At 65.0% G+C, this 12,627-nt stretch carries 12 protein-coding genes; 5 read left to right on the forward strand and 7 right to left on the reverse strand.

What is annotated here, in order from left to right; all coding sequences use genetic code 11:
- Positions 1-76 precede the first annotated feature (76 nt).
- The 5 genes from fdhE to HU752_RS29185 all read right to left on the reverse strand — a co-directional run bounded on the left by fdhE (position 77) and on the right by HU752_RS29185 (position 6,229).
- Positions 77-1,003 (reverse strand): formate dehydrogenase accessory protein FdhE, encoded by a 927-nt coding sequence (gene fdhE / locus HU752_RS29165; protein WP_186683127.1) that lies wholly within the window; start codon positions 1,001-1,003, stop codon positions 77-79.
- Between the two features lie 4 nt (positions 1,004-1,007).
- A complete protein-coding gene (locus tag HU752_RS29170; RefSeq protein WP_186683129.1) occupies positions 1,008-1,670 on the reverse strand; it encodes a formate dehydrogenase subunit gamma in 663 nt (220 codons plus the stop codon).
- The gene (gene fdxH, locus HU752_RS29175; protein WP_186683131.1) at positions 1,667-2,617 is read right to left on the reverse strand and encodes a formate dehydrogenase subunit beta; all 951 of its coding nucleotides are present in this window, start codon (positions 2,615-2,617) and stop codon (positions 1,667-1,669) included. Before fdxH ends, HU752_RS29170 begins: the two co-directional genes overlap by 4 nt.
- A complete protein-coding gene (gene fdnG / locus HU752_RS29180; RefSeq protein WP_186683133.1) occupies positions 2,617-5,685 on the reverse strand; it encodes a formate dehydrogenase-N subunit alpha in 3,069 nt (1,022 codons plus the stop codon). Before fdnG ends, fdxH begins: the two co-directional genes overlap by 1 nt.
- 190 nt (positions 5,686-5,875) lie before the next feature.
- Positions 5,876-6,229: a hypothetical protein gene (locus HU752_RS29185; protein WP_186683135.1), complete on the reverse strand. Its 354-nt coding sequence runs from the start codon at positions 6,227-6,229 to the stop codon at positions 5,876-5,878.
- 146 nt (positions 6,230-6,375) lie between these two features.
- Between HU752_RS29185 and HU752_RS29190 the strand changes: the two genes are divergently transcribed.
- The 5 genes from HU752_RS29190 to HU752_RS29210 all read left to right on the forward strand — a co-directional run bounded on the left by HU752_RS29190 (position 6,376) and on the right by HU752_RS29210 (position 10,629).
- A complete protein-coding gene (locus tag HU752_RS29190; protein WP_186683137.1) occupies positions 6,376-6,972 on the forward strand; it encodes a DUF2796 domain-containing protein in 597 nt (198 codons plus the stop codon).
- 169 nt (positions 6,973-7,141) lie between these two features.
- On the forward strand, positions 7,142-7,852 hold the full coding sequence (locus tag HU752_RS29195) for an ABC transporter ATP-binding protein (protein WP_186683139.1): 711 nt from the start codon (positions 7,142-7,144) through the stop codon (positions 7,850-7,852).
- Position 7,853: 1 nt separating this feature from the next.
- On the forward strand, positions 7,854-9,119 hold the full coding sequence (locus HU752_RS29200; protein ID WP_186683141.1) for an ABC transporter permease: 1,266 nt from the start codon (positions 7,854-7,856) through the stop codon (positions 9,117-9,119).
- A 26-nt stretch (positions 9,120-9,145) separates the two neighbouring features.
- On the forward strand, positions 9,146-9,664 hold the full coding sequence (locus tag HU752_RS29205) for a DUF3299 domain-containing protein (RefSeq protein ID WP_437182392.1): 519 nt from the start codon (positions 9,146-9,148) through the stop codon (positions 9,662-9,664).
- A gap of 266 nt (positions 9,665-9,930) precedes the next feature.
- Complete coding sequence (locus HU752_RS29210) at positions 9,931-10,629, forward strand: OmpW/AlkL family protein (RefSeq protein ID WP_186683145.1); 699 nt, start codon at positions 9,931-9,933, stop codon at positions 10,627-10,629.
- Positions 10,630-10,689: 60 nt separating this feature from the next.
- Here the strand turns inward: HU752_RS29210 and HU752_RS29215 are convergent, their stop codons facing one another.
- Positions 10,690-11,619: an NAD-dependent epimerase/dehydratase family protein gene (locus tag HU752_RS29215; protein ID WP_186683148.1), complete on the reverse strand. Its 930-nt coding sequence runs from the start codon at positions 11,617-11,619 to the stop codon at positions 10,690-10,692.
- Positions 11,612-12,496, reverse strand: coding sequence for a sugar nucleotide-binding protein (locus tag HU752_RS29220; protein ID WP_186683150.1), 885 nt, complete (start codon positions 12,494-12,496; stop codon positions 11,612-11,614). The genes HU752_RS29215 and HU752_RS29220 overlap by 8 nt, the downstream gene beginning before the upstream one ends.
- Between the last annotated feature and the right edge of the window lie 131 nt (positions 12,497-12,627).

Genomic DNA, 12,627 nt, shown 5'->3' on the forward strand with positions numbered 1-12,627 from the left:
TTGGGTGGCGTGCAGTCTCCTGTAGGAGCGCGGCTTGCCCGCGCATGAGGGCAACGCGATTTTCCAGTGTAGCCACTCACCCTCCCCCGGGCGCCAGCATCAGGTTCGGGGCCAGGCGCTGGAAGCCCTCCTCGTCCAGCCGGATATCCAGGGCCAGGCTCGCCAGGTCATCGGCCAACGGCTCGCCCGCAGCGTCGTTCTCCAGGTAGCTCTGCTTGAGATAACACTCACAGCCCGGGCAACACTCGGCCCGCAACGGCGCCTTGCCGGGCGCGTGTCGGTCATCCTCGATACTGGTGTAGCGCAGATCCTTGCTCGACTCGCAGTACACGCACTTGACCCGCACGACATGCCACTCACAGGCACACAGCGAGCACGCCAGGTAACGCAGGCCATTGTGCTTGCCACGGTTGCGCACCACCCCGGCCATGGCCGGCGAACCGCAGGCCGGACATTGGGCCAGGCTGCCGGCAGGCTTGAGTTCCGGGCTGGGCAAGGCCAGCAGCCAACTGGACCAGGCCGCCTGCAGCGCGGCGCCGATAAAGGGCACCAGGGCGGCCGGCACGGCATCGTACTGCCCGCCGAGCAGGGCGATGCCCCACCCCTTGCGCTGGCTGTCGTCGCTGTCGCGCAAGCGCTGCACCGCGTCGGCCAGCGCCCCGTCCCCTGACGGTGCCAGATGTTCGAGCAACGCCTGCAGCCAGGCCAGCCACGGTCCCTCACGCACCAGACTGTCCGCCGCCAACGGCGGCAGCCCATGGCTGATACACAGGCGCTGACGCTCCTCGGCCACCGGCACGCCACCAGGCGGATGGTCGATCAGTTGCTGCTGGACCCGGCACAGTTGCGCGATCAGGCGCAGGTAGTCGTCCAGGGCATGCCCCTCGGCGAGCTGTTCCAGGCGCACGGCACGCAGTTCGAAGAGGTTGGCCGGCGGCAAATGCAGGAACGGCGGCGCTACCGCCGACGCTTCGATCTGTCCGGGTTCGAGAATAGTGCTCAAGCGTTCATCCTTGTTTTCGACCGTGGTCACGAGGAGTCTTGTCGCCGGTCACCTCGCGGTACCACAGCTCATGATGCTTGCGTGCCCAGGCCCGGCTGACCCAGCCATGCAGCATGGCGCCAATCGACCCCTTGATCCAGATCCCGGCATAGATGTGCACGATGATGCTGAGGATCAGCACGAACGCCGCCAGGGCATGGAGCAAGGCGCCCAGGCGGATCGTACCGATGTCGAAGTAGTGACTGAAGTATGCTCGCCAGATCACCACGCCACTGACCAGCAGCACCAGCATGCACGCCAGCAGGGTCCAGAACAGCAGCTTCTGCCCGGCGTTGTACTTGCCGATCGCAGGCACGCCCTCCTCCTGGTTGAGCATCACCCGGTCGACCCGCCGTAGCCACAGCCGGTCATTGGCGGTGATGAAGTTGGCGCGCCAGAACCGCAGCACCAGCCCGAGGAAAAACACGAACATCGCCACCCCGATGAACGGGTGCAGGATGCGTGTCCACGGCCCGCCGCCGAACAGGTTGCTCAGCCAGAACAGCGCCGGATGAAACAGCGCCAGCCCCGACAACCCGGCCAGCACGAACAGGATCGCGACGATCCAGTGATTGCTGCGCTCGTTGGCGTTGTAGCGCAGGATAGGCTTGTCGTCGTTCTCGCTCATGGCCGTTGCTCCCCTTGCCCGCCGGGACGGTTCGGATCATAGACATGCACCGAGGGATCCACCGGGTGGACACTGCCGTCGGGCGGAGTCGGATGTTCCTCCTCCTCGACCCGCTGCGGTCCCACCCGCACATAGTGGAAGAACCCGGCCACCACCGCCGCGCCCATGGCCAGCAGCGCCAGCGGCTTGGTCACGCCTTTCCACAGGCCGACCAGCGGGCTGATCACCGGTTGTTCCGGCAAACCGGCGTACAGCTTCGGCGTGTCGGCATGGTGCAACACGTACATGACGTGGGTACCACCGACGCCATCCGGGTCGTAGAGCCCGGCCTTGTCGTAGCCACGCGACTTGAGGTCGACGATACGCTCGGCGGCATGCACCTTCATCTCGTCCTTGCTGCCGAAGACGATCGCCCCGGTCGGGCAGGTCTTCACGCAGGCCGGCTCCAGGCCCACGGTCACGCGGTCGGAACACAGGGTGCACTTGTACGCCTTGTGGTCCTTCTGCGAGATCCGCGGGATGTTGAACGGACAGCCGGTGATGCAGTAGCCGCAACCGATGCAGTGGTCCTGGTTGAAGTCGACGATACCGTTGGCGTGCTTGATGATCGCCCCCGGGCTCGGGCAAGCCTTCAGGCAACCGGGATCGGCGCAGTGCATGCAGCCGTCCTTGCGGATCAGCCACTCCAGGTTGCCGTCGTCGCGCTCGTGTTCGGTGAAGCGCATCAGGGTCCAGGTTTCGGCACTGAGGTCCTGGGGGTTGTCGTAGGTGCCGTGGTTGTGGCCGACCTCGTCACGCAGTTCGTTCCACTCCGAGCACGCCACCTGGCAGGCCTTGCAGCCGATGCACTTGGTGGTGTCGATCAGCTTGGCGACTTCCTGCTGCTGGCGTACCGAAGGCGGCACGGTGGTCGTGGCGGAGCGGGCGATGATGTCTTGGCTGGCCATCAGAGTTTCTCCACTTTGACGAGGAACGACTTGGACTCCGGCGTCTGGGTGTTGCCGTCACCGAGGAACGGCACCAGGGTGTTGGTCAGGTAGCCATGCCGGGTCGTGCCGGTGAAGCCCCAGTGCAACGGGATGCCGATCTGGTGCACGGTCTGGTTGTTGACCTGCAGCGGACGGATCCGCTTGGTCACCACCGCCACCGCATCGATGTGCCCACGCTTGCTCGATACCCGCACCCGATCGCCGGCCTTGATCCCCTTCTCGTTGGCCAGCACCTCGCCGATCTCGACGAACTGCTCGGGCTGGGCAATCGCGTTGAGCCGACAATGCTTGCTCCAGAAGTGGAAGTGTTCGGTCAGCCGGTAGGTGGTCGCCGCGTAGGGATATTCCTCGTGCTTGCCGAGGGTATCCCACACCGAATCGAAGATCCGCCCGGCCGGGTTGCTGATCGCCTTCTTGTTCTGCGGGTGCAGCGGGTTGATGCCGATCGGCGTCTCGAACGGTTCGTAGTGCTCGGGGAACGGCCCTTCGGCCATTTTGTCGAGCGCAAAGAACCGTGCCACGCCTTCGGGGTTCATGATGAACGGATTCATCCCCGCTTCCGGCGGCGAGTCGACCTTGAAGTCCGGCACGTCGGTGCCGCCCCAGGCCTTGCCGTTCCACCACACCAGGCGTTTTTTCTCCGGATCCCAGGGCTTGCCCTGCGGGTCGCTGGAGGCACGGTTGTAGAGGATGCGGCGGTTGGCCGGCCAGGCCCAGGCCCAGTTCTGCACCTGGTGCATGCCGTACGGGTCGCTGTTGTCGCGCCGGGCCATCTGGTTGCCCTGCTCGGTCCAGCAGCCGGCGAAGATCCAGCAGCCGGACGCGGTGCTGCCGTCGTCCTTCAACTGGGCAAAGGCCGAGAGTTGCTGGCCGGCCTTGAGCGTGGTGCCGCTCGCGTCGCTCAGGTCGCTGACCGCCCAGCCGTTCATCTCCTTGGCCAGCTCTTCAGGCGAAGGCTCGTCGGGGATCTTGTACGGCCAGCTGATATTGAGCATCGGGTCCGGATAGGCACCACCCTCGGCCTGGTAGCGATGACGCAGGCGCAGGAACAGTTCGCTCATGATCTGCACATCGGTACGGGTTTCACCGGGGCCATCGGCGCCCTTCCAGTGCCATTGCAGCCAGCGGCTGCTGTTGACCAGCGAGCCGTCCTCCTCGGCGAAGCAGGTGGTGGGCAGGCGGATCACCTCGGTCTGGATGTTGGCCGTGTCGACGTCGTTGAACGGCCCGGCGTTGCGCCAGAACTCCGAGGTCTCGGTGGCCAGCGGGTCCATGACCACCAGCCACTTGAGCTTGCCCAGGGCGGCGGTGACGCGGTTCTTGTCCGGCAGCGCGGCAATCGGATTGAAGCCCTGGCACATGTAGCCGTTGACCTTGCCCTGACCCATCATCTCGAACATGCGCAGCACGTCGTAGGCCGGCACGTCGAGCTTGGGCAGCCAGTCGTAGCCCCAGTTGTTGGCTGCGGTGGCGTTGGCGCCATACCAGGCCTTCATCAGGCTGACGTGGAACTTGCCGTAGTTCTGCCAGTAGGACAGTTGCCCCGGCCGCAGCGGCTTGGGTGCACGCTTGTCGATGAAGGTGGCGTAGTCCTGCTCGGCATCACCGGCCAGGGTCAGGTAGCCCGGCAGCGAGTTGGACAGCAGCCCCAGGTCGGTCAGGCCCTGGATGTTGGAGTGCCCGCGCAAGGCGTTGACCCCGCCTCCCGGCATGCCGACGTTGCCCAGCAACAGTTGCACCATCGCCGCGCTGCGGATGATCTGCGCACCGATCGAATGCTGGGTCCAGCCCAGGGCATAGAGGATGGTCATGGTCTTGCCCGGTGCCGAGCAGGTGGCGATCTCTTCCCAGATCGTCATCATCCGGTCCTGGGGCATGCCACAGGTCATGCTCGCCACTTCCGGCGTGTAGCGGCTGTAGTGCTGCTTCATCAACTGGTAGACGCAACGCGGGTGCTGCAGGGTCGGATCGACCTTTGCAAACCCGTCCTCGCCGAGTTCATAACCCCAGCCGGACTTGTCGACATAGCTGCGCTTGGCCGCGTCGTAGCCGCTGAACAGGCCATCCTCGAAGCCATAGCCGGCCTTGACGATGAACGACACGTCAGTGTAGTTGCGCACGTATTCGTGCTGGATCCTGTCATGGCTCAGCAGATAGTTGATCAGCCCGCCCATGAAGGCGATGTCGCTACCGGTGCGGATCGGCGCATAGTAGTCCGCCACCGAGGCGGTACGGGTGAACCGCGGGTCGACCACGATCAGCCGCGCCTTGTTGTGCGCCTTGGCTTCGGTCACCCACTTGAAGCCGCACGGATGCGCTTCAGCAGCGTTGCCGCCCATCACCAGGACCAGGTTCGCGTTGGCGATGTCAGACCAATGATTGGTCATGGCGCCACGGCCGTACGTCGGGGCAAGACTTGCCACCGTCGGACCGTGTCAGACACGCGCCTGGTTATCGAACCCCAGCATGCCGAGCGAGCGGATCACCTTGTGCGTCAGGTAGCCGGCTTCGCTGGAAGCGGCGGACGCGGCAAGGAACCCCGTGGTGAGCCAGCGGTTGACCGTCTGGCCCTGGGCATTCTTCTCGATGAAGTTGGCATCGCGGTCCTGCTTCATCAGCTCGGCGACGCGATCGAGCGCTTCGTCCCAGCCGATGCGGGTCCATTCCTTGCTGCCGGGCTTGCGTACCTCGGGGTACATCAGCCGGCTCGGGCTGTGGATAAAGTCCAGCAGGCCAGCGCCTTTCGGGCAGAGAGTGCCGCGGTTGACCGGATGGTCCGCGTCGCCCTCGATATGGATGATGTTCTGCTTGACGTTCTTGCCCGCGTCGCCCTGGCTGTACAGGATCAGGCCGCAGCCGACCGAGCAGTAGGGACAGGTATTGCGGGTTTCTTTGGTATGCGCCAGCTTGAAGTGGCGCACCTGCTCGGCGAATGCCTGCGTCGGGGCCATGCCCAACGCCGCAAGGCTCGAGCCTCCAAGGCCGATGGCGGCGACCTTGAAGAACTGCCGACGGTTGAGGTCCATCGTGCACTCCTGATCAGGTGGTGGCGCACGGGACATCGCCGGCGCCTCTTGGCAATCACGGTGGAGGCGATTACTGCCTGCCAATAGATAACTCTAGCCAAGAATCCTGAACGTGCGATGACATGGGTCAAGGCGTCGACAGTTGACGCGAGGTAATGAAGAAGATTTTTCGATGTCGTGTCGCCGGCAATCAACCACCGATCCAACTGTAGAGCGGTGAATCCGTGCCACTCTCGACCTTGACCTCGCTGCTATGGCGCAGCCGCACCAGCAGGCGCTTGCCGGCCGCCGTGGTGCCCGTCAGCGCCTCCAACTGCTCCAGCAGTTCCGGGCCACTCAGTTGCCCGGCCCGGCGCAGCAGATCCCGGGCCAGTTGCCATTGGGTATCATCCTGGCTCGCCGGCTTGCTCGGCACTGCGGTGGCCGCTACTTGCCTTGGTTCCAGACCCTGCAATTGCGCGCCCAGCCGGGCCCATTCGCTGTCATCCAGCTCCAGCGTCAAATCCACCGGCCACTGGCCGACGGTCCCACGAATCCTCACCATGCATCGGTCCTCGATCATCTTTACGCCAACAGGCAAGCCTGCATGCTCCCACGCGTCAGCAGGATAGCCAAGCGGGTGGCCGAAACCCTTCGAAACGTTATAAGATCACATAACAAAATCCCCCTCGCCGTTTCCGGAGAAACGCCATGCGCCGCCTGCTCCTCGCCCTGCCTTTCGCCTTGCTGCCCCTGGTCGCCGCCCAGGCCCATGAAAAAGAACATGGCAGCCTCGGTACCCATGAACACGGCGTGGGCCGCCTGAACGCGGTGCTGGATGCCCAGACCCTGGAACTGGAGTTGCAAAGCCCGGCGATGAACCTGGTGGGCTTCGAGCACGCGGCCACCAGCGACGCCGACAAGGCCAAGGTCGCAGCCGTGCGCGCGCTGCTGGACAAACCATTGGAGCTGTTCAACCTGCCCAGGGGCGCCGGCTGCGTGGTCGCCAACCAGGAACTGGAAAGCCCGTTGTTCGGCGACAAGGCGCCGGAAGATGCCGATCACGACGACGATGATGACGACGACCATGCCCACGCTGGCGATGAGCACGAGCATCACCACGACCACAGCGAAATCCACGCGCACTACCAGTTCACCTGCAGCACGCCGGCGGCGCTCAAGCAGCTCGACCTGGGCCAGGTCTTCAAGACCTTCCCCGCCACGCAGAAAATCCAGGTACAACTGATCTCGCCAAGCGGTCAGCAGGGTGTCGATGCGACGCCGAAGGCCGCTACGCTGAAGTTCTGATCCGATGTCCGTTGCAGGAGCGGGCGGTCGACGGGGCCGCGAATGCGCCCTCGAGAACGCCAAGAGCCTCGCGGGCAACCGAGCCTCGGCCGGCCGCTCCTGCAGACCCGCGTAAAGTCCAGGCCCGACCGGCAAGACCAGAGAATCCATACACTGTGAAACGGTTTCCATGACCCAAGCACTTATCGAACTGTCCGACCTGGGCTTCAACTGGCCCGGGCATCCACAGTTGCTGGATATTCCGGCGTTCCGCCTGGAACCCGGCGAAACGCTGTTTCTCAAGGGCCCCAGCGGCAGTGGCAAGACCACCCTGCTCGGCCTGCTCGGCGGCGTGCAGAAACCCAGCCGCGGCAGCATTCGTCTGCTCGGCCAGGAACTGACCGAACTGGGCGCCGGTGCCCGCGACCGTTTTCGCGTCGATCACACTGGCTACATCTTCCAGCAGTTCAACCTGCTGCCGTTTCTCTCGGTGCGCGAAAACGTCGAGCTGCCCTGCCACTTCTCCAGGCTGCGTGCCAGCCGCGCCGCCCAGCGCCACGGCAGCGTCGACCAGGCCGCCGCGACTCTGCTCGCCCACCTGGGCCTGAAGGATCCGGCGCTGCTGGAACGCCGCGCCGATTCGCTGTCGATCGGCCAGCAACAACGGGTCGCTGCCGCCCGCGCGCTGATCGGCCAGCCAGAGCTGGTGATCGCCGACGAGCCGACTTCGGCGCTCGACTACGACGCCCGCGAGGCCTTCATCCAGTTGCTGTTCGCCGAATGCCGCGAGGCCGGCTCCAGCCTGCTGTTCGTCAGCCATGACCAGAGCCTGGCGTCATTGTTCGACCGTCACCTGTCCCTGGCCGAACTCAATCGCGCGGCCGCGCCCGCGGAGGTCTGAGATGTATCTGTTTCGACTGGCCCTGGCCAGCCTGGCCAACCGCCGCTTTACCGCCCTGCTCACGGCCTTCGCCATCGCCCTCTCGGTCTGCCTGCTGCTGGCGGTGGAGCGGGTGCGCACCGAGGCTCGCGCCAGTTTCGCCAGCACCATCAGCGGCACCGACCTGATCGTCGGCGCCCGCTCGGGCTCGGTGAACCTGCTGCTGTACTCGGTGTTCCGCATCGGCAACGCCACCAACAACATCCGCTGGGACAGCTTCGAGCACTTCGCCAACGACCCACGGGTGAAGTGGGCGATCCCGATGTCCCTCGGCGACTCGCACCGCGGCTACCGGGTGCTGGGAACCAACGAATCCTACTTCGAGCACTACCAGTACGGTCACCAGCAGCACCTGGAACTGGCCAGCGGTCGCGCCTTCGCCACCGACCCGTTCGAAGTGGTGCTCGGTGCCGAAGTCGCCGAAGCCCTGCACTACAAGCTTGGTGACAAGCTGGTGCTGGCCCATGGAGTCGCGGCGATCAGCCTGGTCAAGCACGACGACAAGCCGTTCACCGTGGTCGGTATCCTCAAGCGCACCGGCACGCCGGTCGATCGCACGTTGCACATCAGCCTCGGCGGCATGGAGGCGATTCACATCGACTGGCACAACGGCGTCCCCGCCCATGGTGCCGGACGGATCAGCGCCGACCAGGCACGCAACATGGACCTCACGCCCCAGGCGATCACCGCGTTCATGCTCGGCCTCAAGAGCAAGATCGCGACCTTCGCCCTGCAACGCGAGATCAATGAATTCCGTGGCGAGCCGATGCTGTCGATCCTGCCAGGGGTGGCCCTGCAGGAACTCTGGAGCCTGATGGGCACGGCGGAAAAGGCCCTGTTCGTGGTCTCGCTGTTCGTGGTGCTGACCGGCCTGATCGGCATGCTCACGGCGATTCTCACCAGCCTCAACGAACGTCGACGGGAGATGGCGATCCTGCGCTCGGTGGGTGCGCGGCCCTGGCATATCGCCAGCCTGCTGGTGCTGGAAGCCTTCGCCCTGGCACTGGCCGGGGTGGCGGCCGGGCTCGGCCTGCTGTACCTGGGCATTGCCCTGGCCCAGGGCTACGTGCAGTCCAACTACGGTCTCTACCTGCCGCTGTCCTGGCCAAGCGAATATGAATGGACGCTGCTCGGCGGTATCCTCGTCGCCGCCCTGTTGATGGGCAGCGTGCCGGCCTGGCGCGCCTATCGACAGTCCCTGGCCGATGGCCTGTCCATTCGTTTGTGAGCCCCTGTGCGATGAAGAAAGCCGTATTGTCCCGCGCCCTGCTGGCCCTGCTGTTGCTGGTGGCGTTGCCCACCTGGGCCAAGGACGCCATCCGTGAATTGGTCTGGCAGGAAATGATCCCGCCGGACGCCCCGGAGGAAAAACCCGACATGCGTCCGCTGCACGACCTGTCGCAGCTGGGCAACATGGATCCCGAGGCGGCCCCGGCGGCCAAGCAGGCCCTGCCCAACGCGCCGGTGGTCAAGGCCCTGGATGGCCAGCACGTGCGCCTGCCGGGCTACATCGTGCCGCTGGAGGTGAGCGAGGAAGGCCGGACCACGGAGTTCCTGCTGGTACCGTACTTCGGCGCCTGCATCCATGTGCCGCCACCACCGTCGAACCAGATCGTGCACGTGACCAGCGAGCTGGGAGTCAAGCTCGACGAGTTGTACCAGCCGTACTGGATCGAGGGTGTGCTGCAGGTCAAGCCGAGCACCAGCGAGCTGGCGGATGCCGGGTACGGCATGGAAGCGCAGAAGATCTATGTGTACGAGTTGCCGGATTGAGGAGAGGGTCTTGCGATAGGTGCAAGCCTCTTCGCGGCGGTCCGACGCATCGGTAAATCCGGCCCCCACAAGCGCTCGCGCCGTGCATGAATCCTGCGAACGACGCTGACACTGTGGGAGCCGGGCTTGCCCGCGAAGGCGTCCGAACGAACAGCCCAACGTCCCGCGCACGTCCGATTGGCCTTTCATTGAGCTGAGTCAAGGACCTGATCGGTCCGCTCCTTACCATTGGATCCAGTGAATTCGAAACGTCCTCTGGAGCCCCCATGAACAAGTCCCTGCTCAGCGCCTCTCTCGTTGCGCTCGCCCTCGCCGCCCCACTCGCCCACGCCCACGATGCCGGTGACATCATCGTTCGCGCCGGTGCGATCACGGTCAATCCGAAAGCCGACAGTTCCAGCGTCAAGGTCGATCGCGGCCCGCTGGCCGGCGCCGACCTCGGTGGCAAGGCCACCATGAGCAGCGACACCCAGCTGGGCCTGAACTTCGCCTACATGGTCACCGACCACCTCGGTATCGAGCTGCTGGCGGCCACCCCGTTCGAGCATGACGTGAAGCTCAAGAACACTGCCCTCGGCGCCGCCAACGGCAAGCTCGGTACCCTCAAGCACCTGCCACCGACCCTGAGCCTGGTCTACTACCCGCTCGATGCCAAGTCGGCCTTCCAGCCATATCTGGGCGCCGGTATCAACTACACCTGGATCTACGACGAGCACGTCGGCAGCCAGGCGAGCGCCGCCGGCTTCGACAACTTCCGCGCGAAGAACTCCTGGGGCGTGGCCTGGCAGGTCGGTGCCGACTACATGCTCACCGACAAGCTGATGATCAACGCCCAGGTCCGCTACATCGACATCGACACCACCGCCTACGTCGACAACAACGCCGTGGCCGGCGGCACCCGTGCCAAGGTCAACGTGGATGTCGACCCGATGGTCTACATGGTCGGCCTGGGCTACAAGTTCTGATCCAGCCCCACGAAAAAAGGCGCCTCGACAGGCGCCTTTTTCATTTGTCCTGACGGACCCTCAGCGGCCCAGCAAGCGGGCCAGCCCGAGGCTCATCGGCGTCGGTTCGGGGAACGAGAAACGCTCCAGCAGGCGCTGGTTGTTCGCCCGCGAATGGCGGATATCGCCGGAACGGGCCGGCGCATAGCTCACCGGCGGCAGCGGCCCGACCACCTCGGCCAGCGCCTGCAGCATCTGGTTGAGGGTGGTGGAGCGGTTCAGGCCGACGTTGATCGCACCCTCCGCCACCTCTGGCGCCTGGAGCGCCTGCACCAGCACATCCACCAGGTCGCCGACGTAGATGAAATCGCGGGTCTGCTCGCCATCGCCGAAGACGGTGATCGGCAGGCCCTTCTCGGCCCGTTCGCTGAAGATGCTGATGACCCCGGAATACGGCGAGGATGGATCCTGGCGCGGTCCGAAGACGTTGAAGAAACGGAAGATCACCGGTTCCAGGCCATGCTGGCGGCGGTAGAAGTCGAAGTAGTATTCGCTGGCCAGCTTGTCCGAGGCATAGGGGGTCAGCGGCGCCTTGGCCGTGTCCTCGACGATCGATTCGCCTTCACCGTTGTTGCCATAGACCGCAGCGCTCGAGGCGAACAGCACACGCTTGACGCCGGCCTGGCGCATCGCCTCGCAGACGTTCAGCGTGCCGATGAAGTTGCTCTGGTGGGTCCGCACCGGATCGTCCACCGACGCCTGCACCGAAGCCACGGCCGCCAGGTGCACCACCGCCTGGCAGCCGACCATGACCCGGGCGACGAGCGCGGCGTCGGCGACATCGCCTTCGATCAGTTCGACCCGTGGGTCGTCCAGCGCCAGGTTGCTGCGCTTGCCGGTCGACAGGTCGTCCAGCACGCGAATCGAGTACCCCTTGGCCAGCAGCAGCTCGGCCAGGTTGGAACCAATGAAGCCGGCGCCACCGGTAATCAGAATAGGGGCATCAGCCATGACGATAGAACCTGTCCAGTAGAGCCGGCAGCCCGGCGCGCCAGGCGCGGGGCTTGATGCCGAAGGTGTGAAGGATTTTCTTGCAGGCCAGCACCGCGTGCTGCGGTTCTTCGGCCGCATCCGGGCGAGCTGCGTGCGCCTGGGCGGTCGGTGACTCGATCGCCAACGAGCGGTAGCTGCGCGCCTCGCCGAGGATCGCCTGGCCCAGGGCCAGCGGTGTGGTCGCCTCGTGGCCGGCGTAGTGGTAGGTGCCCCACAGCGGCGCTGCACAGTCGAGTTGCTTGAGCACCGAGATGATCACCCGCGCGGCGTCGTCCACCGGCGTCGGGTTGCCGCGCCGGTCATCAGCCAGCAGCAGCTCTTCCGGCCGTTCGGCACGCGCCAGGAAACGCCCCAGCGAACCCTCGCGGCTGTCGTCCAGCAGCCAGCCGAAACGCAAAAGGACATGCTGCGGACAGGTCGCCCGCACGCTCTGTTCGATGCGCCACAGGGCCTGGCCACGCAGGCCGAGCGGTACCGGCTCGTCCTTTTCGCTGTAGGCGGTCGCCCGCGAGCCATCGAAGACCCGGTAGCTGGACGGCTGGACGAGGATGATGTTGTGATGCTGGCAAAGTTCGGCCAGGCGCTCGACCGCACTTTCCTGGCCGGCCAGGCGCGTTTCGCTGACCGTTTCGGCCTGGAACCAGTCGAAATAGTAGGCGAGGTTGATCAACGCATCCGGACGGGTGTCGTCCAGCAGTTGCGTCAGGCTCGCGGCGTCCCAGCCGTCCTGCGGCGGGCGGGGGGCGAGGAAGCTGATGTCTTCCTCCGCCCCCAGGCGAATCAGCGCCTGCCCGAGGGCATTCCCGCCGCCCAATAACATAAGGCGCATTCGCATAGAGTCAGCTGGCCCAGAATCAGTTCAGAACGATGAAGGTGGAGGAAACCCGGGGGTTCCCATTGGCAATAACCACAATCGTTGCATTTTGCGGGTTTTGGATGCAACCGTCACGGAGAATGTGCCCGCAG

It is taken from the genome of Pseudomonas vanderleydeniana (assembly GCF_014268755.2).
Classification (GTDB): Bacteria; Pseudomonadota; Gammaproteobacteria; order Pseudomonadales; family Pseudomonadaceae; genus Aquipseudomonas; species Aquipseudomonas vanderleydeniana.